Annotated in this window: 32 protein-coding genes and 1 pseudogene; 11 read left to right on the forward strand and 22 right to left on the reverse strand. The window is 30.9% G+C overall.

Features of this window, described 5'->3' with window-relative positions; translation table 4 throughout:
* Window positions 1–193: 193 nt before the first annotated feature.
* Window positions 194–949 (reverse strand): alkaline phosphatase family protein, encoded by a 756-nt coding sequence (locus MR07_RS01835; RefSeq protein WP_075047538.1) that lies wholly within the window; start codon window positions 947–949, stop codon window positions 194–196.
* A 342-nt stretch (window positions 950–1291) separates the two neighbouring features.
* Between MR07_RS01835 and MR07_RS01840 the strand changes: the two genes are divergently transcribed.
* Window positions 1292–2677 carry a hypothetical protein gene (locus MR07_RS01840; protein WP_024071179.1) on the forward strand — a complete coding sequence of 462 codons (1386 nt, stop codon included), beginning with the start codon at window positions 1292–1294 and terminating at the stop codon, window positions 2675–2677.
* 51 nt (window positions 2678–2728) lie between these two features.
* Here the strand turns inward: MR07_RS01840 and MR07_RS04585 are convergent, their stop codons facing one another.
* From MR07_RS04585 to MR07_RS01865, 6 genes are all read right to left on the reverse strand, one after another.
* Complete coding sequence (locus MR07_RS04585; protein ID WP_024071180.1) at window positions 2729–3046, reverse strand: hypothetical protein; 318 nt, start codon at window positions 3044–3046, stop codon at window positions 2729–2731.
* A gap of 66 nt (window positions 3047–3112) precedes the next feature.
* Window positions 3113–3445, reverse strand: a complete 333-nt coding sequence (locus tag MR07_RS04590) for a hypothetical protein (protein WP_024071181.1) — start codon at window positions 3443–3445, stop codon at window positions 3113–3115.
* Between the two features lie 228 nt (window positions 3446–3673).
* Window positions 3674–3805 carry a hypothetical protein gene (locus tag MR07_RS04655; RefSeq protein WP_268743529.1) on the reverse strand — a complete coding sequence of 44 codons (132 nt, stop codon included), beginning with the start codon at window positions 3803–3805 and terminating at the stop codon, window positions 3674–3676.
* Between the two features lie 349 nt (window positions 3806–4154).
* Window positions 4155–5492, reverse strand: coding sequence for a hypothetical protein (locus tag MR07_RS01855; RefSeq protein ID WP_144079555.1), 1338 nt, complete (start codon window positions 5490–5492; stop codon window positions 4155–4157).
* Between the two features lie 368 nt (window positions 5493–5860).
* On the reverse strand, window positions 5861–6157 hold the full coding sequence (locus tag MR07_RS01860; RefSeq protein WP_158432917.1) for a hypothetical protein: 297 nt from the start codon (window positions 6155–6157) through the stop codon (window positions 5861–5863).
* Window positions 6096–6530 carry a hypothetical protein gene (locus MR07_RS01865; RefSeq protein ID WP_024071185.1) on the reverse strand — a complete coding sequence of 145 codons (435 nt, stop codon included), beginning with the start codon at window positions 6528–6530 and terminating at the stop codon, window positions 6096–6098. Before MR07_RS01865 ends, MR07_RS01860 begins: the two co-directional genes overlap by 62 nt.
* A gap of 64 nt (window positions 6531–6594) precedes the next feature.
* On the opposite strand from MR07_RS01865, the gene greA reads away from it, so the two are divergent.
* The 5 genes from greA to MR07_RS01890 all read left to right on the forward strand — a co-directional run bounded on the left by greA (window position 6595) and on the right by MR07_RS01890 (window position 9558).
* Window positions 6595–7089, forward strand: coding sequence for a transcription elongation factor GreA (gene greA, locus MR07_RS01870; protein ID WP_024071186.1), 495 nt, complete (start codon window positions 6595–6597; stop codon window positions 7087–7089).
* A gap of 123 nt (window positions 7090–7212) precedes the next feature.
* Window positions 7213–7893, forward strand: coding sequence for a hypothetical protein (locus MR07_RS01875; protein ID WP_024071187.1), 681 nt, complete (start codon window positions 7213–7215; stop codon window positions 7891–7893).
* Window positions 7894–7906: 13 nt separating this feature from the next.
* On the forward strand, window positions 7907–8149 hold the full coding sequence (gene rpsP, locus MR07_RS01880; RefSeq protein WP_024071188.1) for a 30S ribosomal protein S16: 243 nt from the start codon (window positions 7907–7909) through the stop codon (window positions 8147–8149).
* A gap of 1 nt (window position 8150) precedes the next feature.
* A complete protein-coding gene (locus tag MR07_RS01885) occupies window positions 8151–8636 on the forward strand; it encodes a hypothetical protein (RefSeq protein WP_024071189.1) in 486 nt (161 codons plus the stop codon).
* A gap of 115 nt (window positions 8637–8751) precedes the next feature.
* Window positions 8752–9558: a hypothetical protein gene (locus MR07_RS01890; protein ID WP_024071190.1), complete on the forward strand. Its 807-nt coding sequence runs from the start codon at window positions 8752–8754 to the stop codon at window positions 9556–9558.
* 202 nt (window positions 9559–9760) lie between these two features.
* On the opposite strand, the gene MR07_RS01895 is transcribed toward MR07_RS01890, so the two are convergent.
* The 6 genes from MR07_RS01895 to MR07_RS01915 all read right to left on the reverse strand — a co-directional run bounded on the left by MR07_RS01895 (window position 9761) and on the right by MR07_RS01915 (window position 13769).
* Window positions 9761–10300: a hypothetical protein gene (locus MR07_RS01895; protein ID WP_024071191.1), complete on the reverse strand. Its 540-nt coding sequence runs from the start codon at window positions 10298–10300 to the stop codon at window positions 9761–9763.
* Between the two features lie 155 nt (window positions 10301–10455).
* Window positions 10456–10851, reverse strand: coding sequence for a hypothetical protein (locus MR07_RS04595; protein WP_144079556.1), 396 nt, complete (start codon window positions 10849–10851; stop codon window positions 10456–10458).
* Window positions 10852–11360: 509 nt separating this feature from the next.
* A complete protein-coding gene (locus MR07_RS01900) occupies window positions 11361–12215 on the reverse strand; it encodes a restriction endonuclease subunit S (protein WP_043901177.1) in 855 nt (284 codons plus the stop codon).
* Window positions 12216–12639: 424 nt separating this feature from the next.
* Complete coding sequence (locus MR07_RS01905; RefSeq protein WP_024071194.1) at window positions 12640–12990, reverse strand: hypothetical protein; 351 nt, start codon at window positions 12988–12990, stop codon at window positions 12640–12642.
* 101 nt (window positions 12991–13091) lie between these two features.
* Window positions 13092–13394: a hypothetical protein gene (locus tag MR07_RS01910; protein ID WP_024071195.1), complete on the reverse strand. Its 303-nt coding sequence runs from the start codon at window positions 13392–13394 to the stop codon at window positions 13092–13094.
* A gap of 12 nt (window positions 13395–13406) precedes the next feature.
* On the reverse strand, window positions 13407–13769 hold the full coding sequence (locus MR07_RS01915; RefSeq protein ID WP_024071196.1) for a hypothetical protein: 363 nt from the start codon (window positions 13767–13769) through the stop codon (window positions 13407–13409).
* Between the two features lie 331 nt (window positions 13770–14100).
* Between MR07_RS01915 and MR07_RS04370 the strand changes: the two genes are divergently transcribed.
* Together MR07_RS04370 and MR07_RS01925 are read left to right on the forward strand one after the other, a co-directional pair.
* Window positions 14101–14277 (forward strand): hypothetical protein, encoded by a 177-nt coding sequence (locus tag MR07_RS04370; RefSeq protein WP_024071197.1) that lies wholly within the window; start codon window positions 14101–14103, stop codon window positions 14275–14277.
* Complete coding sequence (locus tag MR07_RS01925) at window positions 14277–14558, forward strand: hypothetical protein (protein WP_024071198.1); 282 nt, start codon at window positions 14277–14279, stop codon at window positions 14556–14558. Before MR07_RS04370 ends, MR07_RS01925 begins: the two co-directional genes overlap by 1 nt.
* 291 nt (window positions 14559–14849) lie before the next feature.
* Here the strand turns inward: MR07_RS01925 and MR07_RS01930 are convergent, their stop codons facing one another.
* From MR07_RS01930 to MR07_RS01940, 3 genes are all read right to left on the reverse strand, one after another.
* A complete protein-coding gene (locus MR07_RS01930; protein WP_024071199.1) occupies window positions 14850–15929 on the reverse strand; it encodes a hypothetical protein in 1080 nt (359 codons plus the stop codon).
* Between the two features lie 438 nt (window positions 15930–16367).
* Window positions 16368–16592 carry a hypothetical protein gene (locus tag MR07_RS01935; RefSeq protein WP_024071202.1) on the reverse strand — a complete coding sequence of 75 codons (225 nt, stop codon included), beginning with the start codon at window positions 16590–16592 and terminating at the stop codon, window positions 16368–16370.
* 184 nt (window positions 16593–16776) lie between these two features.
* On the reverse strand, window positions 16777–17421 hold the full coding sequence (locus MR07_RS01940) for a hypothetical protein (RefSeq protein WP_024071203.1): 645 nt from the start codon (window positions 17419–17421) through the stop codon (window positions 16777–16779).
* Window positions 17422–17704: 283 nt separating this feature from the next.
* Between MR07_RS01940 and MR07_RS01945 the strand changes: the two genes are divergently transcribed.
* Window positions 17705–18169 (forward strand): hypothetical protein, encoded by a 465-nt coding sequence (locus MR07_RS01945; RefSeq protein WP_024071205.1) that lies wholly within the window; start codon window positions 17705–17707, stop codon window positions 18167–18169.
* Window positions 18170–18443: 274 nt separating this feature from the next.
* Entirely contained in the window at window positions 18444–19058 is a 615-nt protein-coding gene (locus MR07_RS01950; protein ID WP_024071206.1) for a hypothetical protein, read from the forward strand.
* Window positions 19059–19164: 106 nt separating this feature from the next.
* Here the strand turns inward: MR07_RS01950 and MR07_RS01955 are convergent, their stop codons facing one another.
* The 6 genes from MR07_RS01955 to MR07_RS01970 all read right to left on the reverse strand — a co-directional run bounded on the left by MR07_RS01955 (window position 19165) and on the right by MR07_RS01970 (window position 22329).
* Window positions 19165–19539, reverse strand: coding sequence for a hypothetical protein (locus tag MR07_RS01955; protein WP_024071207.1), 375 nt, complete (start codon window positions 19537–19539; stop codon window positions 19165–19167).
* A gap of 408 nt (window positions 19540–19947) precedes the next feature.
* Window positions 19948–20400 carry a hypothetical protein gene (locus MR07_RS01960; RefSeq protein WP_024071208.1) on the reverse strand — a complete coding sequence of 151 codons (453 nt, stop codon included), beginning with the start codon at window positions 20398–20400 and terminating at the stop codon, window positions 19948–19950.
* Between the two features lie 873 nt (window positions 20401–21273).
* Complete coding sequence (locus MR07_RS04375) at window positions 21274–21411, reverse strand: hypothetical protein (RefSeq protein ID WP_024071213.1); 138 nt, start codon at window positions 21409–21411, stop codon at window positions 21274–21276.
* A gap of 65 nt (window positions 21412–21476) precedes the next feature.
* On the reverse strand, window positions 21477–21626 hold the full coding sequence (locus MR07_RS04380) for a hypothetical protein (protein WP_024071214.1): 150 nt from the start codon (window positions 21624–21626) through the stop codon (window positions 21477–21479).
* A 310-nt stretch (window positions 21627–21936) separates the two neighbouring features.
* Entirely contained in the window at window positions 21937–22065 is a 129-nt protein-coding gene (locus MR07_RS04660; RefSeq protein ID WP_024071216.1) for a hypothetical protein, read from the reverse strand.
* Between the two features lie 21 nt (window positions 22066–22086).
* Entirely contained in the window at window positions 22087–22329 is a 243-nt protein-coding gene (locus MR07_RS01970; RefSeq protein WP_024071217.1) for a hypothetical protein, read from the reverse strand.
* A 1119-nt stretch (window positions 22330–23448) separates the two neighbouring features.
* On the opposite strand from MR07_RS01970, the pseudogene MR07_RS04700 reads away from it, so the two are divergent.
* A pseudogene (locus MR07_RS04700) lies at window positions 23449–23760 on the forward strand (hypothetical protein); the annotation flags it as partial.
* Between the last annotated feature and the right edge of the window lie 81 nt (window positions 23761–23841).

The following is a 23841-nucleotide window of genomic DNA, read 5'->3' on the forward strand; positions in this document are numbered from 1 at the left end:
CTTTTTGAAGCTTTCGTAATAGTTTTTATTGTAAAGTTGTTTTTGAGGTAAAAACTTTTAAAAGATTTTTACTTTAATGCCAATCAATTACTGCTTTCGCTTGCTTCAATACTTTTAAAAAGTAAATTTGCTATTTTTAACTTGTTGAAATATTGAAATAAGTTAAAAAATAATTAACTCTCTGGGCTAGTAACTAAGCCAAATCGTCCTCAAAGAAACTTCCCAAATCAAACATCCTTGAGTCATCCACCATAAGAAACAATCCTAAATCCTCTGGGATTTCTGGAGGGTTATGATCGTACAAGTCAGCGGAACCAACAAGAACATGTGACAATTGTCTAGTACCATACTTCAAGTAATTTAAATTCACGATTATATCTTTTTCTCTCAAACCTGGTCCAGCTGAATATTCTTCAGAAATAGCAGGAACTATCCACTCATCTGAAGTATTTTCATATTGTGATTTAACGTACTCTAAAGCACTCTTAAATATAGGAGTCCCTTTTCTCTTCAAAAATGCCTTTCACACTTTATCAATTCTGTCTCACATTTCCCCTTCATCCATTGCATAAAATCTGCCTGAAATAGAAGATAGAATTCCCCCAGTTTCTTTGATTTTTGCTTCTATTTCGGGAAGATCTTTTAAGAATTGTTTTTTAGGTACATCTTTCCCGTCACTAAATATATGTACAAAAGGCTTAATTCCATGTTTCTTAACAACATCAAGAAAAGCATACAAATGGTCTAGATAAGAATCTATTCCCCCTCTAGAGGCCAACAAATAAATATGCAGATTTGTGTTTCCGTTGAACTTTAATTGTTCAAAAACATCCAAAACACCTTCTCTATTAGGAAAATCACCTGTTTCTATCGATTTATTAATAATTGGCAACCAATGTTTAGCCTCTTTAATTCTTTGTTCTCTTGTGATATCTCCTGAACTACACATCTTAATAAAACAAGTTTTTAGAGATTTTAAACCATTGTTTTAAAAATAACAAATTTTTTTTTTCATAAATATAAACTAAGTTTTTTTGTCAAAAAAGGAATAATGGTCACTAACAGGTATAAAACATTTCAAAAAAAAGAAAACCATGCTATTCTTTTAATTTGGGTGTAGTTGTTTTTTGAAGTCGAGGAATAAAAATTTGAAGATAAATAAAGAAAATTCAGTAATTTGCTTAAAAATACAATTTTATGGGGAAATTTGATTCAAAATTTGAAAATAATAAAATAATTGGGCCTTTGTTTGATTTTTAGCGAATTTACTCACTTAAAGATTTAATGTTCAATGCTGTTGAAAAAGTTGTTATTGGAGTTGGGAACTCTAGCTGGTCTAGTCGGAGGGGTTGCTGGAGGGTTAGCGAGTTCTTCACAAAAAAGTATTGAATTTAATGATGTCGATGAAACGACTTTCTTAAGTGAAAATTCATCAACTTTAGTTCAAAATCAAAAAGTTAATACAGATCTAAAAAAGAGAAACAGTCTAATTTCTCACTTAAATTACAATGTTCTGAATTATTGGAGATGACAGAGTGAAGGGGTAGGAGCAAACTTTCTTTTTATTAATGGTTGAGAGAAAGCGGGAAAGCCGATAGAAATAAATAGCGAAACTCATTCTCAGAAAAAACGTGAATTATGGGGAGGTAGACTGATTACTTTTAGTAATTATGATGGAGGTTGATTTGGACCTAGGGATTTAACCAAAATGTGAAAAGATTTGGAGAAATCAAAGGAAATTACAAAAGGTAAATCATATTGAACTATGATTCAAGAATCAAAAAATTACTTGAAACAAAAAGATTGAGAGGAATTGACTCGGTTTTGATCCGATAGAAGTAAAGAGCTTGAGGAAGATATATTTGGGCTTTGAAAAGGTAGAGATTATTGAGCTAAGCAGTTTGGCGTTAAGCAGGGTGGAAAAGTTGATTTGGAATTTAGGCTTACTAATTTAAGTAAGTTTTTGGAAGCTAGTGAAGATGATCTAAGGACTCAAGGTTGAAAATATGGTGAATTAGTCAGCAATTCCCTTTTAGATGGAATTAGATATTTTGGAGATCTTGAGGGAACTGTTTTTAATTACTTGAGAAAAATTGCTTGGCCGAATGACGAAAATACAAAAAAATTAAAGGAAAGAAATGTTGCCAAAGTTATTGAGAAACTCATCCATGGTGAAGAAATGGGCTTTAATTGTAATCGAGATGATGATAATGAGATAAAGAAAAAATATTTTGAAGAATGCGAAAAAGGTGCAAAAGAAAAGTTAGGAAAATTTGAAGTTGTGTCCGTTTTAAAAGCTACAAATTATAGTAGTGGTTATAGAGTTCCTTTGAAGGGGAAGAAAGCTCCTTGAAAAGAACACCCCTCTTTGACCGCAGACGAAAAGAAGTTAATAAATTTTGACAAGATTGAAGATTCAACTTTAATTTTTGAAAAGTGCGAAGAATCAGGTTGGATTTTGTTTTTGGACGCCAATAAACAAATTCGTCAAGAAGCTTGCGAAAGGTTATTGAATCCATGATTCGGGGATTCTGTTCCAGATAAAAGGTTATGTTTATTTAAATCTCTGGAAAATGATTATCTCTTGAGATTAATTAACTACGTAAAAGTCGTAACAATTCCTACTTGACATCATAAAAACACTTTCTGAACTAAGTGCTCCAATTTTGGGATTTAAACAAAAAAAATTACTGATTTTTTTAAGTAGGGTTTTATTTAACTTAAATTCCTAAATTCCATAGTTAGAACATTTAGTCCAAAAAGTATTCTTTTTATTTCACACAGGAATTTCCAGAACTTGTAAATAAGTATTAAGTATTAAATAATTATTAAAGTCCTTAATTTCAAATAGACACAGTCTTTTATCTTCAACTCAGTCTCCAAATCAAGGTCTTATTATTTGGTCACAAATTTCTCTCCTAATTTCTTTTTCTCCGGCAGATAATATTTCTCACCATTGAGCAGCATCTTCACATTTTTCATCTAGTAAAGAAGTGTTCTTTATATCATCCATTTTTACAAGTTCTCTAGCTTCACTTGCATTCAATTTATTTTGTTGTTTTCAACCATGTCCAGCGTCTTTTTTCGGAGAATAATAACTTCCATAATTCTTTTAAGTACTTTTTAAGACTCTCTTTACTTTAACTGAATCACCTTCATTAGATTCACATTCTCCGAAGAATTTACTTTTATAATCTGCTTTTCCGCCTGCACAATCAAAACCTATTTCCTCCCCTAGCATTAAAGCCAGTATAGCGATAGCTATCTTCTTCTCTTTTAATTTTTTGACCTCTCCAGTTTCTGGTCATGCAACATGTTTGAAGTAATTAAAGGCAGTTTCCTCAACATCCCCAAACACTCTAACTTTAGCTAATTTAGGATTCTGAAATATTTGTCCAAAAGTTCATTTTTGTTCCCTCAATTCTTTTTCACTTTTACTCAACATTTGTGTTATCTTAGAGAAATCAAATTCAAGATCTACTTGATCTTTACCTTTCTTTTTTCCGAATTTCTCGGCTCATCAGTTTCAACCATGATATAAGCCAAAAATATCTTCTTCTAGTTCTCTACTCCTGTTTTGTCAAAATCTTTGAATTCCATCAATATCTTCTTGAGTTATATATTGAGCCGACTTTTTGTATCTTTGGCCAGTAGCTTTGTAATTCCTTCTTATTTAATTTCTCCTTATTAACTTTTTCCATATCTGCAATTGCTCTAGACAATTGTCTAGGTCCAAATCAAGTATTTCCAACACTAATATTCCTGCCTCCTCAAAGATCTCTTTCTGCCTGAGAATGTCTTTCACTAGATATTCTTTTATGTGGTCCCGCCCAATCTCATCCCCTAATCTAATAAAAAGTAAATCTTCACCAACACCCTCACTTTGTCATTTTCAAGATCCTAGAACTGTGTGATTTAACTCAAATATTTTTCCTCATCCTTCACTTACATTACTCTTAACTTCCTGTCTTATCTTTAAGCCCTCTTCTTCCCTTAAATAAGAAATGTCTTCTTCTGAATCAACTAAGACACCCTGATTATTAATTCCAAATTAACCACCAATGCCCCCCCCAATCCACTAACAGTAGCTAACTCTAAAAGAATCTTCTTCCAGAGCATTTAATTTACAAATTTTTATTATTTTACTTCTATATTTAGGCACCGTAATTAGAACATTTGGTTCAAAAAGTGTTATTACTGTGCCAAGTGGGTAAATCCAAAACATTTAAGTAGGTGTTGAGTCTTAAGTAGTATTGGAATTCTGGAATTTCAATTAAACATAAACGCTTATCTCCTACTACATCTCCAAACCAAGGAATAACTATCTGGCTACAAATATTCCTTCTCAACTCCAATGAGGAATCTCCCAAAAAAGAAAAGAGATTTGATTCTTCACATTCTTCATCTATTAAAGGACTCTTTTTTAAATCATCCCTTTTAATTGCTTTTGCCTTATCTGTAACCTTTCTCATATCATTTCAAGTTCAAAATGTTTTAATTTCTTTTTCAGGAATCCTGAAGTATCCATTTCTGTAATGGGTGCTTTTAAGCACAGATTTAAGATTCGCATTCCCTTTGAATTTTTGGCATTCGCTAAAAAATTCTTTTAAACTTACTTCGTTGTTTTCGGAGCAATCAAATCCTGCTTGTTCTCCGTTCAATAAAGCTTTAATGACTAGTCCTATATTTTTCTCCCTTAAACTTTTAGACTCACTTCGATTCCCTCAAAATATTTTTCTTAAGTAATTAAAGAAGACTTGTTCAACGTCACCCAAAAGTCTTGATTGTTTAATTTTTTTATTGTTGACAATTTGTCCAAATTGTCATCCTTTAGTAATCAATGCTTCCTCGTTGGACTCCAAAAGCTTCTTTAAATTTGTTAATTGAAATTCAAGTTCAACCAATCCCGTATCTTTGACAACACCAAATTTATCTATTCACCATTCCCTCCCTCTATATAAACATAAAATGTCTTCTTCTAAGTCTGGATTTCTTTCTTTTCAATACTTATCAATTCCCTCCAAATCTTTCTTTCCAATATATTCTCCTGATTTTTGTAATATATCTCAATAAGTTTCTTGTTTAATCACATCTTGAGTTTGATTTAATTTCTCAACCTCTAAACTTAATTTCCTTGGTCCAAATCACCTTAAACTTTCGCTAACTTTTCTTCCCCCAAAAAGCTCTCTTCAGCTTTGAGAATGAGAGTCACTTTTTACTATTTGGTGTGGTCCCGCACCATCTCATCCACTAATAAAAAGAAGATCTTCTCCGACTCCTTCGCTCTTGTCTCGTCAAGAACCGAGAGAAGTTTTATTTAATTCATTAACCCTACCCTCCCTGGGATTTAATTGTTGTTTGATTTTTTCATCTAGATTTAGTACATCAACACTGTCTTTAAAGTGAAAGTGATCAATCGAGGTGTCGATTTTAATATCTCCTCCCTTAAGGCCAAATAAACCACCAATGCCCCCCCCAGCGAATCCTGTCATGGCTCCAATTTCTAAAAGAACCTTTTTGAAGAGCAAGATTCTAGAAAAGACCTAATTATTGAATTATTTAATTAAAAAGCTAATAAAAACTAACTACTTAAATAAATAGATCAAAAAAATTTATCTAATGAATTAATTTTTTAGTGAAACTTTTAAATGCTGCATTTAAGTGAGTAGAATGTTGGAAGAAAAAATAATTAGATTAATTCCTATGAAATATAAGAAGAAAGACAAGACTTTGAGAATTTAATAGTTCAGAATATTTGAATGTTCCATATTTTTGTTTTCGTGATATAAAGTAACTGAAATTTAGGAAAATTTTCAAAAAAATAGAAAAAACATCTAATTGATAAAGAAATTACAAAAAATTAATTTGCTTTATTTTTTAAGGGAAAGTAGATTTTAGGATTAAAACCTTGGACTCACTTTAGCTTATTTTCCGAATCAAAAGAGATATTACACTCCCTTCCCTTTTCTAAATCTTTGCATTCAGTTAGATTGAAGCTAAAAACATTTTGTGAAAATGTTTCTTCACCAAGGCGATAATCTTCTTGATCTTTAACTGCAGAAATAATAGTCTCCATTGATGAGTCTCCCGCTTCTTTAAGTTTTATTTTTCTTTGGTCGCAATTTATAGAAATATGATCTTCTGACAAAAACTTCATATTTTCTCTGGGAACTTTCAATGAAACTCTTCTCTCCCCCTTGTAACATAAGTGCTCAATTAGTTCACTTTTCTCCTTCTTTTACATTAGGTCTTCAAACAATATTGTCTTTATTGTTCGAATCTAAAACTTTTAAAGAAATGTAATTAGAATCTTTTGCATTTCATTCATTTATTTCTTTAGATGTCAAATATACTCTATAATGCTTGCCATGTTGTTTGCAATTCAAAATCGGGATATGCGCACTTACCTCATCCAATCCAGTTGTTAACGCTGAATTTTCTCCGACTAAATTTATAAAAGCCGGTATAGACAGGCAACTTCCAAAAGTTAAGCCACACTTAAAAGCTAATCCTAAATTAAAAAAACTCATCTGAGTTATTCAAGAATACTGCTGATATCTCTAATATATCATTAATAAGAGGAGTACATTTGGAATGTCAACAAACTATATAACTGAAGAAAAGTTAGCTGAGATTAAATCTCAGCTTGCTAAGTTAATAGATGTAGAAAGACCGCAAGTTTTAGAAGAACTTAAGTATGCTAGAAGTTTAGGAGACTTATCGGAAAACGCTGACTATGACAGCGCAAAGATGAGACAAGAACAATTGGAGAAAAAAATTTCTGAATTGGAATACATATTAAAAAACTACGAAATTATTGATAAAGGCAATAAAGAAGGTAAGGAGGCTGGCAAGGAACAAAAAGTAGTTAAGATAGGTTCAAAAGTTAGAGTGTTTCACTCACTGACAAATGAGGAATATACTTTTGAAATATTAGGTAGTTTGGATGCTAATCCTTCTCAATTTAAGATTTCTAATGAATCTCCTATAGCCAGAGCCATATTGGGCAAGCCTGCTGGCGGAACCTATACAGTAGAAGTTGAAACTAGACAAAAAAGTTACTCTATTAAGGTACTTGAAATTTTTTAATCTTCTTCAATTTACTTCAATAACTTTCCCACAATAGCCTTTAAAAGGGTTATTAATTTTGAAATTCTGATTATAGGAAAAGTTAAGGATATACTTTCTGAAGGTATTCTAGTAACTCCAAAGATGTACGCTTTCTTTTATAAAAATAGAAGCTTATATTTTGCAGATGTACCTAAAGGGGGAAGTTTGGCACTTCTTTGTCCTTACCCCTCTTTGAGCGATCACTATGAGAACTGAGAACAATTGGCGTGTTCAAAAGAAGAGCTTAAATTTCTCTTACCCACTAATTGGGAATTAATTCACTACTTGTTAGAGGAGTTAAAGGCTATGGGAAAATATGTAGATGTTCCTGAAAAAAATCCTTTATCTTTAGAAACTGGTTATTTTCATACTTGAAAATCAAAACTTAAACAATCTTTATCCACACTTATTGAATTTGATTATCAAAGATTGATAGAAAAATATATAAGTCAAGTTTTTAGTGATCAATATTCAAAACTTAGTTACAAGTTAATGCATCCTGAAGAAATAAAAAATAAAAATAAGTTGTATCCTACAATCTCAGGAACTAAAAACTTGTATTCTCTCCTAAATAGAAAGTTAGAAATTTTACCTCTGTTTACAAGTCGAAAAGAGCCCGATTTAAAGATTTATGATGGTTGACCTTTGGAGAATTTAGGAAATACAGAAAAACATAATTATTCCTCAGAATGAATTTCCAAACTAGAAAAAGATTCTCCGGATCTTTTTTCCTTCTCTCCCTTTAAAATACCTAAACTTCCTGACTTAGAAGCCAAAAAATAAAATTCCTAGAGATATGGTTAGATTAAGACTCAAAAAAAAAGGAAAAAAGCATAATCCTTTTTTCAGAATAATTGCAATAGACTCTAGAAGAGCTAGAGACTCTGCTGAACTTAAGACATTAGGTTTTTATGAACCTAAAAAAGGTAATTTTGAATTGGATATGAATTTATACAAAGAATTCATAAGTAAAGGTGCTAAGCCCACTAAAAACTTGTTAGATTTAGTTAAAGCTCAATCAAGACTTTCGAAATTATAGTTTGAAATTATCTATTTCAGCAATACCTAAGTTATCACCAGAGGGTTCTCAAATTTGCTTACCTATAATTCTTCACTTGGAAAGTGATGAAGAAAATAAGTCTTTGGCTTCGCAATGATCTCCTTCTTCTTTTCCTTTTCAAGAGGAAAGAGATTGGAGTATTTCTAAAGACATAATTACTCAACACATAGAAAATATTGAAAATTTATTAAGTTCTAGCAGAGAAATAGGTTATTTTTATCCTGAAGATTGTTCCTTGACTTTAGATAGAGAACAATTTTTTCACTATCTACTAACTGGCTGTAAAGTTAGTAAGGCTTTAAATAGATTACTAAAAAATACAAGGTTTGATTTAGTTGGCATGGAAAAATTTAAGTTAAGTACTTTGCTATCTGGCGGAGCGGGAGATGACTTTAAGATTAAAAATTCTTCTGAAATATTAGAATTGTCTGAGCAATTAAGAATTTTTAATCAAAAAAAGAAATAGTCTGTAATAGACAGGATTAACTCAGGAAATAATTGTTTACCAAATCTAATTAGGTCTTCAATAAGGAACTGGGGAAAATCCTTTCAAAAATTAGAAAAGCTTAAATAATTTTTATATGCTCTCTTTTAATTTGTTATCTAAGTCCTCCTTAGCACTGTGCGCTTTAGTTGGAGGAGCTGGAGTTGCTTATGGTTTGACAAATTCTTCAACCAAAAATTATATAAATCATCTTTCAAAACAATCATTTATAGAGAAACCAAAGAGTGAAAATGTTTTGACTCCCTTGACTTTAAAGGCTAATGAGGTAAGTTTCTCAAATCAAGAAGAAAGTCCAGAAAAACATACTTTAAGCCGAGGGGAGAAGAATCCTACTCAATTGAGAGTTAATTCTTTAGACAATAAGCAAGATTCTGATCAAAAATTAAAAAATGAGGATCAAAGAACATTATCAAAAGATCCAAATTCAAAAACCAGAGAACAAAAAGAAAGAGAAAATAATTTTGACATAACACAAAATCCTCCAATTATTGTTGAGAAAAATCCCGATATTGAAAGCTCCTATCCTCCTATAGATGAGTTATCGAAAAATAATTCTTTATCTAAGAATTATTTCATAAAAGGTGAAGAAGATTTTCTGGAAGAAGAGGAATGAACGGCCAATGAATGTGAGTGATTGGGCTCCGGCTTAGAGGTTAAATTGAAATGCCAATGAACCAACGGGGAAATTTATTCTAAATCTAGAGAAGTTATATTCCACTTCTCTGAGAAGGATATTATTATTATTCATCAACTGAATAATTCTGATATAAGAGACCAAAACACAAAAATTTATTTTGATCCATCATTAGATGGAGGGGAGCTTACTTTAATTTTTAAGTCTTATGAAACTATAAAAGTAAGACTAGAACACAAAATTTCTTAATTAAATAAGTATAGGTAAATATTCTTAAAGCTTTATCTGAAAGTTCTATCTATCTTAATTAAGAAATAACTTAGTAATTTAAGTGAAAAATATTTAAGCATGTCTATAAATTCAAAACAAAAAGTTAAGTTATGAAGGAAAAATAGATTGATATTAAAAAACTAACCCTTCGAATTCCTATTAATAATTACTAAAAAATTAATTATTTAAATTCTGACAATTTTCACTTAATATCTATTCCTCCTACAGAACATTTGAAAATTCTGTTGTTCAATTCATGACCTTTTACTTGCACACTTTCAAATCGACACTCCTTATTTAATCCAAATTTCCCTAAATCAGACTCTTGTTCTTTGTAATTCTTAATTCCCCTTTCTTTATTTCAAAATCATCCAGATTTAGTTTTTACCAAAATAGAATTATCTGCATAAGGATTCTTTCTTAAGCTAATAGCTTCTTCTCAAGTTCCACCATTGTAAAAATAATGTTTGGTCGAGTGAGTTTTATCGCCATTATTTGACCCCATCTTTTTCAAACAAACGAACAACAAGGAAATCTTATTGTCCTCATTCAAAAATTGATAACAAGAATCGAATCCGTAAGATTTTTTAAATTGATCTAGTTGTTGAACAACTAATGGATACTTACTCGCAAACTGTTCGGAAAGTGCAAATGACGAAGAAGTAGTGGCAACACCACCTAAAACAACAGCTAAAGGTATCTTTAGAACATTACTTAGCATAAAGAATATACTTTGTTATTTCCAATTTATAGAAACAATTTTAAGAGAGGATTCCTAAACCTTTAACTATTCTTAGTTTCGGTTAAGTCTAACTTTAATTAGGAACTAAAAAATTAAAGCGACTTTTTGCGGGATTAAATGTTCTGTTGCTATCCTTAATTGGTTATTTTGTGAACTTTCTTATATTTTTTAAAGAATAAAGGTCTTGTAATCAAATAACAAGGGAGGATACATATGCATGAACATATGTCAAATCTAAGAAGATTATCTTTCTTATAACTTTCTGAGTGACAATCCTGAAAATTCTTGATTATTCATCAATTTAGTAACCCAATCATAAACATTGTGAAATTAGCACCTGACAGAAACAATAAAAAGTTTGGGCTTCATGAACTTCCAAAACCGTAACCTAATACAGAAGATCAATAGGAAACTGTAAATGGAATTTGTGTAAAGAAAAATCTGATCATCTTAACATACGAATCCCAACTATATTTATCTTTCTTGAAGAAATAAACTAGATATTTTCAAAGATTTTTAAAAAATTTCATACGTTAATACATAAATTATTGGATAAATATGTTTTTTTACACTTCTATCTCTTCTCCTAACAAGGAGTAAAAATTTACAAATTGAATATTCGCCTTTGGAATTATATTATTTCCAGATTTTGTTTATTCCTATGATTTTATTTAAAAAGTAAGTAGTTTTGAAACAATTTTGATAGAAAGTAAGTTTTTAATTTCACAAAAAACCCTAATCTAACGTCTCTATTCAGCATTTTTTCAAACTCAAACACTTTGTAATTATTTGTTCATTATTTTTCTGTAATTCAAATATTGGATTGCAAATTTGGTTGAATTTGTCGATTAAGTCTTGGGGGCGGGAAACAATAGTTCATTTTTTCGGATGGTTTCCTTTGAGGTGGAGGTGGTAGACTTGCTTAATAGAAGTTCAACATTCTCCTTCAAAGAATGAAAAAGGAAAGTTAGCCCGACATTTGCATTTGGCTTAAGTGCCCATAAATCTCCCTCCAAATATAACCTTATTTCATTTATAGCTATATTTTTAATTGTTTTGGCAATTCCGTGATGACAAAAAATGAGGTGCCCCCCCCAAGAAGAATTCCTCTGCATTTCTTCAACCCTTCTTCAGTTAATTGTTCCAAAGTAGAAACTAAAAACTTACATTTAGATTTAGAAATATCTTTTACTTGCAAAAAGGGGACTCCCCCTGCTCTGCAGTAGTACAACTTATCTCAATAATAATTGGATCTGGGAGGTCTACTTCCTTTAATGATTTGAAACAAATTCCCAAAAGTTTCATGAGTAAATTCCTCTAGGTCATCAAACATTGAATGAAATAAACATTGCATCCACTCTTCAAGTAATTCGTTAATTTTTTTCTTAAATTGAATAATTTTCCCTAGAGTTTCATAATTATTAACTATTCTTTTCTGAACCTCCAGAGGAGGTAAAGAAATAGGAAATTTTATGAAATTATCTCAAGATAAAGTTCCCCTTATAGATCCATGGCAAACTCACTTTAATCATTTTTCAATTTTTGAATTTTTAAACATGATTAGCAAATATTCTTTCATTAATTCTGAGTTAGTTACTCGAAAAACGTTATAGATATGACTAATTGCCACCAATTCATTAAATCTATTAATATCAACAGCTAAATGAACATTGTTTTGTATATTCACAAGATCAATCACAAAATCACCTTTTTCAGCTATCCAACCTGTCTTTAAATAAGATTCTTTAACCTCTCTAATGTTGTCAATAATGACTGAATACACGGAAATTCCCACCAACTTAGTGGTTTCTAAATTCTTGTTTTTTCTCTTGCAAAGGGCAACAAAGTTGCCAAGAGGAACAGCAGTTTTAAGCGCATTAACAGATTCGTCCATCTAGATATTTAATTTACTTTACTTTTTATGAGATGTGAGCAAATACTATTCCTTTTAAGTAATTACTTTTTAAGCTTTTTGGAAGTTAAGTTAGAAAAACGAAGTTACTACTTTTTTAAAAATTTTTAACACTTAAGAATATTGATTTTTCTTCTAAGTGAGGTTCTGTAATTTTTAATGAATATATGTTCTCGTCCGAGTCTAGAAAATCACTTAAGGGGTCTCCTCCCCAAGTTCCATTAATTACAGAATTCATAAAACTCTCGCTTTCAAATCGGGTTTTAAACCAATTTGCATTGTCATCATCTTCAATCGGGTTTGTATGAGTTTTTATAACAATTCTTTGTTCCCCTTCTCATAAATTCTTTTCCTTTAAAAGTTTTGTAGGTATTCATATTGTCCAAGTCGATTCAATAATGGAATCTTACTTTCCACTATTATCGCAAGAAAAGGAGAGATAGGGGTAAGAAGTGGGAGGTAACTTAGAAATTACCTTATCTGATCCCTTGTTTAATAAACAGTTTGGCAAATCTTTTCTCTCAGGTTCAGGACTTAAAAAATCCTCCTCTTCTTTTTGGACCTCATCTGGAGAATCACTTTGAATAGGTTGCGAAGGTGTAACTCTTTCTGCATCCTGTGTAGACGAATCTGAGGAACTTTGTGTCGAAAGGTTAATGCCCGGGGCGCTATTTGGGGAGGACATGTTCAAAAATGCCCAAATGCAAGACCCTCCTCCCGCAAATAATAATGAAGCTGATTTGGCTAAAAAACTCATTTAATGAAACTCTTTATATTCTTCTATGTTAATGGGGAGGGATTAGTAAAGAAGCTAATAATTTGGTTCCAAGTAATTTAAAAAGATTGAAAAATTAACAATTAACTAGAAGTTTCATCATCAAGATTTTCTATTGGAGGAAGAATGAGATATATTTGTCTAGAAACTTTTCCAGCTTCTTCTACTGTAACAGAAGCTAATCTTTGATTGGGTAACTCTCTACTGTCATCCATCTCATTTCAGATTCCTGTAATAGTTTCATTTAGTTCTTTACCTCTAAAAGTTGCTTGAATTTGACTATTTAAGATTCTTAGATTTTCAACTTGTTCTGTTTCAGTATTTATTTCAAATTTTTGACCAGTTAATCTGGTCAACTCATCATTCAGGAAGATCTTAGGAAACAAGCCTTTTCAGTCTTATGGAAGAAATATATAGTCATTCTTTCTATTTGTATTTTTGCAATTAATTGATAAATAATCCTCTTTAATTTTTGTTTGAACTTTAAGAAACCTTTCTAAATTTTCTGCAAAAGGAATAACTTTACATGACCCCTTGGCTTCGCTAGTTTTGACTTGAGTTGACTCTCTACCCGAATTTCTTGTGGAATCCAAGCTTAATGTTGAGCCTGCATTTGTTGGAGTAGATAAAATTGTTGAACTTGGGGAGGGAGAATAAGTGGAAGCTCCTACAGTATTGTGGGATTTTCAAAGATATAAAGGAATTCCAGTACAACCGCCTAGGGTTGTAACTGTAATAAAGACTTTTGTGCCTGAGTTCATGAAGAGAATTTCAATTACTATCCCTTTGGAAACCTAGTTATACTTGGTTTTTTTCGGTAGGGTTTAAGCCCCTAACCTCCGCTAAAAGTTTCTAACCAAAAATTAGAATGGTTGAACTATTTTTTTGAAAAAGACTTTGACTGCTAAAAAATTATTGAGAAATTAATTTATAACTGTCAAGAGAGAATATAGAATGCTCCAAAAATAAGGATTACTGTATAAAAAATAATTTTCCATATTTAACATATCAAATATGGGAGGAAGAGGGCTGGACAATTAAACTGTTTAATAAAAGCTCACAAAAATTAAATAAAGTTCCATGTTTTTGCCTATGAAATTAATTTTTCTTATATTAGGTGGAGTGGTCTTCGCTTCTGTTGCGACTCCTGTCGCTTTAACTACTGATTTTCTTTATGGTAATTTAACTATAGAAGAAAAAGCTAAACGATTAGGAGATTGTAAGATAGTGAAAAACAAAGAAAGGAGGGCTTTAGACAAGGAGACCTAGTGGCATGCGTAGATAAATATAAGAAAGTTTCATTTAAGTGATTTGACTATAAATCAAATTCTCCAATTGAGGTAGTTAAATTAGCATTTAAGCCCTTAAGCCTCAAACTTAAGTTAAAGGTCACAGAAAATAATCCTTATGATTGAAAATGGTTCTATATCGGAGAGAGTGAAGGTATTTCATTTAAAAATGTTGCATTCGGAAATGATGAGCATAACTTTACAGGGAATGAATGTGCGGTAAGTGGTAATGAAGAAAATTGAAAAATTAACTGTTCGTAGTTTTTATAGGATTTTAAAGCTTATCTTTAAAACTTAAAGCTATTTTTTAAAATTAGGACTTTCTAAATTACTGAAGACTCAGATTTTTCAAATCTAAAAGATTGAACTCTGGAAGTTAATTCTTTTTATACTAGGAAAATATACCTTCTTAAATTTCCTATTAGTAGTTAATCTTTAGTTACTAATATTATTAATTTATTTTTAGTCAATACAATTCAAGGGAAAATTGGAAACAACTTAATTTAAAAATATGACTGTTGAAAGCCAGATTAATCAAGATTTGATACAAACTTAATTAATTGACTGACCCATAAAACTAAGTAATTTAGAGGCAATTTGCAATTCAATATGTGAGTGAATTCTTGATTTTGCTTTTTCCGCCTCTCCCTTCTTTTCCTTAATTCATTTTTGAACTTTTTCTGTTCAAGAAATCAGAATCATACTATTTAATCTAGCAACTTCTTGTTCCTTTCTATATGCTATTCCTGCATTTGCATTTGACCTACTAATATCTGTTTTTCATTCTTGCTCTGTTTTATAAAAAATTTGAAAAGGATTTTGACTCTTTCAATCCCCTCAGCTATCAGCCTTAAAAAATTTATCACTTAGTTGCCCCTTCTGAACTTTCAAGTCTTTTCTAATTCAACCTATAGATTGAAGGTTTTTTAATACTACAGTAGAAGATGGACTATTAGATGATTTAGATGTCTCCAGCAAACTGCCATATTCTTTTAATTCTTCGTTAAAATTATTACTTTCAACTTTTAAGCCATTGTGTAATTCATAAACTTTTTGCAAACTAAACTTTTCACCTCGTGTTAAGGGTATTAAAGAATTAGCACCATTTGTTGATTTTTTTCAACTTTCTACTTTCAACTTAGCGCTTTCAAATTCTTTCAAAAAGACAGTTCTTATTGACTCGCTATTGGTTAAATGTAAATCTCTTTTATCAACATATTTAGAATCCATCTTTTTCTTAATTACCCCTACTTTTCCTTCTTTCACAATTTCTGAAAAAATTTCAGAAATTTTATCTTTTGGGGAATCTAATAGCTTAGGTGATAAGTCTAATTTAGTGGCATCTCAATCGTTTGATTCTAGTCGCAAGACAGGTAATGTCGCATTAGAACTATCAAGTTGTATGTTACTAGGTGAATTCTCCTTAGTCCCAAGATCTAACTTTGAGTCTTTGGAAGAGTATGTAGAGTTTTTAAGCTGTGAATTAATCTTAGGTTTGGGGGGGGCTTGAGTGCTTAGAAATTTACCTATCGAATCAAAGAGATTAAACTGACTATCTATTGCGGGTATAGTTGCGCCATTCAGTGCCAAAAAAGCTAAAGCTGATAAAGAAAACTTTAGCCTATTAGTCAAACTAAATTAGTGTTCTGAAGGAAAAACTACTTATTTTGATTTAAAAATATAGATATTTATTAGTTTCAAATTAACAAAAAACTAACTCCCTGAATTTCTTATTAATAATTATTAAACAATTAACTATTTAAATTCTGAAAGATTTCACTTAAGTTCTGTTCTTCCTACAGAACATTTAAAAATCCTTCCTTTTAACTCATGGCACTTCACTTGAACGCTTTTAAATTGACATTCTTTGTTCAATCCAAAACTCCCCAGATTAGACTTTTGTTCTTCTGAATTCTTAATGCCTCTTTATTTATTTCAAAACCAACCAGATTTAGTTTTTACCAAAATAGAATTATCTGCATAAGGACTTTTTCTTAAGCTAATAGCTTCTTCTCAAGTTCCGCCATTGTAAAAATAATGACTAGTAAATTGAGTTTTGTAGTCAGTTGTCTACACTATCTTCTTTAGGCAAACAAACAACAAAGAGACCTTATTGTCCTCATTCAGAAATTGATAGCAAGAATCAAAACCGTAAGATTTTTTAAATTGACCTAGCTGTTGAGCATCTAACGGATACTTACTAGCGAACTGCTCAGAAAGTGCAAACGACGACGAAGTAGTGGCAACTCCACCTAAAACAACAGCTAAAGGTATTTTTAGAACATTACTTAGCATAAGGAATATATTTTGTTCTTTCTAATTTATAGAAACAATTTTAAGTGAATTAACGGCTTCATCCATCCAGATATTTAATTTACTTTTTTGTGAGATTTTAGTAAATACTATTACTTTTGTAACTTTAAAAAGATAAAGGGAGAATGGTTTAACCGACTACTTTAAAAAATTTCTAATACTTTATTTATATTGGATTATCTTCTAAGTTCGGTTCTGTAATTTTGACTGAATATATATGCTCTTCCGAACCTAGAGAATCCTCTAAGATATTCCAGCCCCAAGTTCCAGTCATTACAGTATTGACAAAACTCTCACTCTCAAATCTTGTCTTAAACAAATCTAAATTGTCGTCATCTTCAACTGAGGTGGTATGAGTTTTGATATCAATTCTTTGTTCTCCTTCTAATCAATGCTTCTCGTTTAAAAGTTTTGTAGGAATTCATATGGTTCAAGATGCCATAATAAGGGTATCTCCCCTTCCACTATTATCACAAGAAAAGGAGAGATAAGGAGAAGAAATAGTAGGTAACTTAGAAATTACCTCATCTGGACCCTTTCTTAATAAACAATTTGGCAAATCTTTATTCTCAGGTTCATCAGGACTTAACACATCCTCTTCTTTTTCTGTTTGGCCATCATCTTGAGAATCACTTTGAATAGTTTGTGCGGGCGTAGTATTTTCTGTATTTTGTGTAGACAAATCTGAGGAACTTTGTGTCGAAAGGTTACTGGGGTGAGTGCTATTTGAGGAAGTCATGTTCAAAAATGCTCAAATGTAAGAACCGCCTCCAGTGAACAATAAAGAAGCTGATTTAACTCAAAGACTCATTTAATGAAAACTTTTATATCTACTTATGTTATTGGAAGTGAGATTAGTAAAGAATCTAATAATTTGGTTCCAAGTAATTTAAAACTTTCTAAATCTAAAAGATTTAACTCTGGAAGTTAATTCTTTTTATACTAGGAAAATATACCTTCTTAAATTTCCTATTAAGAGTTAATAGTGAGTTACTAATATAAGGAAAAAAGGGGATAGTTTTTCTCTGAATTAAGAATAAAATTAAATTTTTCTAAATTCTAGAAGGTAGGAAATAATAAGTTTTTAACTTTCAATGTTGAGTTCACTCAAATTATTACTTGTTACTTCAGGGTTCATTGGTTCTATAGCCGTGGCCTCTTTAGCTGTAAATTTAAGTAGTAATTCTTGGAAGAAAGTTGAACTGTTTTCATCTGTTAGCTGTAGGGAAGTCTCGGGAACAGATTCTTCAGGGGGAGATAGTTCAGGAAAATTAAAAGCTTGCTTATTAAGTGGAAAAGAAGGTACAGTTCAAAATTGAAACTTTAAGTGATTTAAGAGCAATACTGATACGAACCCTGTAGACGTTCAAAATATAACGGTTCACTCAAGCTCTTTACTGAAAATAGACTTAAAAGACAATACGCAAAAGTGATTTACACCTGACTTTAAGTATTTTGAAGTTCCATCTTTAGGTAAATCATTTAATTCAGCTAATTGTAAGTTCGAGGCAAAAGATGGAGAGAATTTGAAAATAAATTGTTCTGAAAAAAGTAAATAAATTTACTTTCTAGTTATTACTTAATCTCTAAAGTTTTTATTATTTGCGACTGGAATTTTAATTCGTAAGGATTTAAGGCAAATAATTACTGCAATAAGTTTTTGGTTCAGCTTTATCTATTTCAATTAAAAATTACCTAAATGAATTAAAGGGGGACTGAAAGCTAGGTACTTATATTTTTTGATTGAGCTTTCAATTCCACATTTTTATATAGACTAAGTTTGTAATGATTTAAGATAAAAATCAAATTTGGGGAATTTAATTTTCAGACTTTATGCCCTTAAGTCTTAAGGTTTTCACTTCAACATTACTTATAGGCGGAGATGTTGGAGGGATTCCTTTATTATTGTCTTCTAAAAATGGAATTGGAGGTGAAGCAGAAAAGGGCGTATCCGCTCCTATCAATACTGGCCATGAGGTTACAGACACTGAAACGGAAGAGTCTCGACCCGAAACTATAGAACAAGCAAATGTTGGAAATTGTGTTATAAAGAAAGAGCTGGAAGAATTAGAGAACATTATTTGAACGTTTGAGGACTCTATAAATATTGATACCTTTGTAAAAGTTTCCTGCCAAGATACAAATACAGTTCTTGGTTCTCCTATGGCAAATAATTGAGAAGGCTTATTTCCTAATGTTCTTTTTAAAAATTTAAGCTCACTAATTATGGGAAAAAAGCTGAAAATAAAAGAAGTTACCGAATCAAAACAGGAATTAGGAGTTTATAAAACAACTTTCGGAGGAAATAGTTTTTATTCTCCAATAGTTGGAGAATGGACAAAAGAAACTGCAGAAGAGAAAGAACCGAAAATTACTGAAGTGAAAATAACTGCTTCGGGAAGCGTGCCTTCTGGTGTAATTTATTTATTATTCAAAAATCAAAAATAGTTAATTAAGAAGAGACTACTACTTCTCAAGGATTAAGTTCTTAATTAACTAATAACTAACTTAACTAAAAAAGGGGAAGAAGAGAATTAACTTTTTGAAGTAAAAACTAACTTACAAGCTCTTTAAATGAAGGAAAGGATTCATCAAACCATTTTGGAAGAAGATATTTACATGTATTATGTAGTGAATGACCTCTGCATGATTCGTACTTTTCTCACCCCTTCTTAAGCGCATCCATTTTTGTGGCAGATTCTGAAAGAGGGGTTGAAGAGTTAGTTGATTTCTGATTGCTTGCAACACTATCAGTTGATTCAGATGGTTGAGTTTCCCTTACTGCTGGAGTGTCAATGGCAGGAGCAGAAACAGAAACAACTGAAAGAGACTCGGGAAGCAAGCTTCTGGTTCCTAAGGTTGTCGCCGCAACAACACCAGCAGTGGCGGTCGTTCCAATGAAACCAAGAAGAAACTTATTTAACTTCATGTTTCACTAATTTTATTACTTTTTCAATTAATTATGTTCTCATTAATCTTCTTTGAGTACAAAAGTGCAACCCGCCTATAAATGCTTGTTTACTAAATTGCTCAAGATGTAAATCTAATTTAGTTGGATCGAGATCCTTGTTTTGTAGTTGAACGGCTGGAAATTCGTAGTAGAACTATCAAGTTGTATGTTACTAGGCGAATTCTCATTAGTTCCAACATCTAACTTTGGGTATTTGGAAGATTATGTAAGGCTTTAATCTGTGAATTAATCGTAAGTTGTGAGGTAGCTTTAAAGAAATTTTTGAAAAAATACGGACATTTAAAACCCTCTAATCTTTTATTCCTTGTTTTAAAAGATTAGGAGAAAAACTTAACTATTTTTAATTATTTAGAAAATAATTCATATTTAGTTCTGGTCCATAAAAGCTAATAGTCGAGAAGCTACTTTAATAATTATATACGAATCAGTCGATTGGACTCAATGTTTTTTTAATGTTTGAGCTTGATATTCTCACTGACTCCCTCCGCCTTTTTGTCTAGCTCTCTGTCTATCCAGTTCCTGTCGCACTCTATACATAGATATAGTATTCTTTTGTAATTTATCTATATCATTAAAAAATTCTGTTTCTGAATTGTAAAAGTGTCTGAAGGGATTTTCCTCTCATTTCCCTCAGCTATCTTTTTTAAAAAATAGTGTTTTATCATTTCGATTCTTTTGTGTTTTAATTGCCTCTCCTCCCCAATCTATCTGACTTAAGGCGCTTTTAACATCTTTTTTTGAAGGGGAGGAAGTATGATTAAGTGATTCATCTGAAAATAAATCTGATTGTTGTGCCTCTTTTTTTAATTCCTTAGACAATTTTTCTGCAAGTCCCTTTAAACCATTGTGGAGATTGTATTGTTTTTCTATCGCGACTCTATGTTCTTGAGTTAAAGGTTTTTGAGAAGCCTCTGGCTTTACTCCTCCTGAACCTTGTGTTCTAGTTCCCTGAATTAAAGATTTGGCATCTTGATAGTTCTTTAAATGCTCTTGTTGCTTAACTTGAGATTCATCTAATTCCTTATTTAAAAGTTTTGAATACTTATCACCAAGTTCTTTTTCTATTCCTTTAACCTTAGTTTCCTTATTTATCTCAGAGTGAATTCCCGAAATAGAAGTAGAAATATTAGTATCTATCTGTTCAGAAGATAATTGAATTTCTTTTGATTCTTGTAACTCTAACTTAGGTATATTTAAGTTTGTATTCTCTGAAAGATTTAATTTGGAATCTTGAGACTTTAAATTTTTTGAATCTAACTCAAGTTTTAAAACTTCCGAAGAAAAGCTTAATCTATCTAAGGTGCCCCCCCCAGTTAATGAATTAACAGAAAAATTAGAAAAATTTTAGCCATTGAGGGAGGGCACAATTGCCCCACTTATTCCTACAAAACTAATTCCAGCTAAAACTAACTTGAGATGTTTAATCTTGGCAAAAGATTAACTACTAGCACTAATCCATATTATTTTCGTAAATTCTTCAGGCTTACGTATAGCTAGTCCTGTTATCCCCTTTCTATTGAAAGAAAAACCCACCTTTTTCATTAGATTAATTGCCTTAAAATAGGTAAGCCCTAATTCTCTAAATTTAACATTCAATTTCCTAAATTCTCTTCTTCTATTTCTACATTAATTTTGTAGTAATTAATTTATTCCAATATTAATTCCAAGTCTAAATAAACATTATCCCTAAACTTATTCAGTTAATTGCCCCATAAATACTAGTATCTTTAGAGCTACTTGAGCTTCAATATGAGCCTGAGATTTTTCATATAGTTTCTCTAAGGCTTTAACTGTTGTTGGCGATGTTGTTGAGCTCTTTCTCAACGTCACATAGCTTCTTGTCTAGCAATATCTTGCTCTAAATGATGAATTTTTGACAAAGTTGAGTTTAGGATTTATAAATCCCTTGCAAGTTCTGTTTCTTGATCATAAAAATGTCTAAAGGGATTTTGACTTCAACTTCCTCAATCTCTCGTTCTATTAAATCTCTGTTTTGAGGAAGAAGTTCTTTGAACTTTTACTTTGGAAGTAGATCAGGCAATCATTGATAAGGCTTTTCTTACTTCCTTTGCTTTAGCTTGTTTAGTATTTAAACTTTCAGTCTCATTACATAAATCTTGAACTTCCTCTCCTTCTTTTTTTAGCTCAGAAATAAGTTTTTTCTTTTCACCATTTTAACTCGTTATATAGTACATAAACCTTTTGTAAACTTTCTCTTTCTCTTGCGGACAAAATTGGTTCTGAATTATGTTCTTTCTTATTCTTTTTTCATTCTTCTAACTTTTTCTTAACTAGCAAAACATCATATAATCTATCTTCTCTTTCTTTTTTTCGGCTAGTTAAATATTTATCTGTTTAGAATTTATATTTACCAGAAATTTCCTCTCCACATTCCTTTAAGGTACTTTCTCTATGAATTTCTTTGCCAATCCCCTTGATATTAGAGCTAATTCCGGAAGATTGATTTCCCTCAAAAGAAATCAAAGGTGTTAATGGTTCTTTTGTTTAGCTTAGGTCTAATTCCACTTTTTGCAAACTTGTAGAACTATCAAAACCTAACTCAACTGAATTTTTATCTGTTAAATGTGATTCCAATTGAACAGTACTATTATCTCTGGTTATAGTTGTTCTGTTGGAAAAATTAGTAGGACTAGATTGACCTAAATTATCGGAAATATCTGAAGAGTTAAGAAAATCGGAATTTGAAATTCACAAAGGAATTGCAACTCCACTTGCCCCCCCCAGCAACTAAAAAGAAGGAAAATATTGCACCATTCTTAAATTTTTTGGTCATTTATTAACCTGATAGTTTCTGAGATCTAAAACTAACTACTTATGAAAAGCTTAAGAGAAATCTAAATTTGTGTTCGTTGCCTAATTTAGCTGGTTAGATTAAGGAAATTCTTTTAAAAAAATACTAATTCACTAACAGTTTATTTATGAAAGTAAAACTGAATTTCAGCAATTTTAATGTTCTCTATAGCCTAACTTTTAAGTAAGTGGTCTGTAATTTTGTATTGTTCGTAATTGAATAGCATGATTTTTCTGAGTTTTCCCTCTCTCTTAGTAGTTTTTTGCATAAGCGCGATTAGATCGTCGAGACCTCTTTCCCTTAATCGTTCCAAAACCTAAAAATACAACTATATCCAACTTTCTCTAAAGAACACTATTTAGATGCAGAATTATCAAAGAACAAATATTTAAGCTAAAGGGTTTAGTGGCTTTTTCTAAAACAGAGTTAAGACACAAATATCTGGACAATAAGAGTTTTAAAAAAGAATTCAAGAGAATCTTTTTTAATCTAGAAACTATTAGAGAAATGTTACTTTTAAGAATGTACTTGATTATCTGTTTTAATACTAGAGAAAAGCTTTATTGATAGTTTTCGCATAATTAATATCTCTACTACCCCCCCAAAAAAAAAACTTTATTCCTTCTCTAGGGTCTGAAGGTTCGATTCAATTTACTATAGAAGAAATGAATTCATTGATAGAAAAAACCAGAAAATAACAGTAATGAATCATTAAAAGAAGCAATATTCCTTTTGAAGATGGTTTCAAAAATATAAGCCTTTTCTATTTAGTAATAAATAGTTAAGAGAGAACTTTAAAAAAGGTTTCCGGAAGAGAATTATCCTTTCAAAACCATAGGATTAATAAACGTTCTCCTTTCGGTTTATTTCTCGTAAAACTATTAGAAGTTCAGGGTAGATGACATCCAATATGACGATACCAATATTAATGAGTAAAAAATGAAAGAAGTTAATAATTCTCTTCCAAACTCACTAAAGAGTACATAGTCTTATCTCTTTAGCTATTTATAGTAGTTCTGATCGGGTTACAAAGAAAAGAATTACAGTCATACATTATTGATGAGTTAAAGAAAATTGGTTACCTAACTTCTACTAAAGAACCAGAAAATACTCAAAATATTGAATTATTAATTTCTGAAGATTTCGAAAGTTTTTTAAGAACTAAGAATTTAAGTTCACATGCTATACAAGAATTTACTGAACAGTTAAATTCTTTACCCAAAAACATAGAAAATAACTATCAAATTTTTTCTTTTTTAAGAGACAAATTAATTAATTTAGATTCTCCTGAAAGAAATATTTTTAGAGTTATTGACTTTCAAGGAGGAGAGGAAAATATACCGAACTTAATTGTCTATCTCAATGGGATTCCCATAATAACTTGAATAATTGGAGAGCCAGATGACACATTAAGAATTATTCATAAAAAATACAAGTTACAAGTAGAA

This window comes from Mycoplasma ovis str. Michigan, assembly GCF_000508245.1.
In the GTDB taxonomy this organism is placed as follows: Bacteria; Bacillota_I; Bacilli_A; order Mycoplasmatales; family Mycoplasmoidaceae; genus Eperythrozoon_A; species Eperythrozoon_A ovis.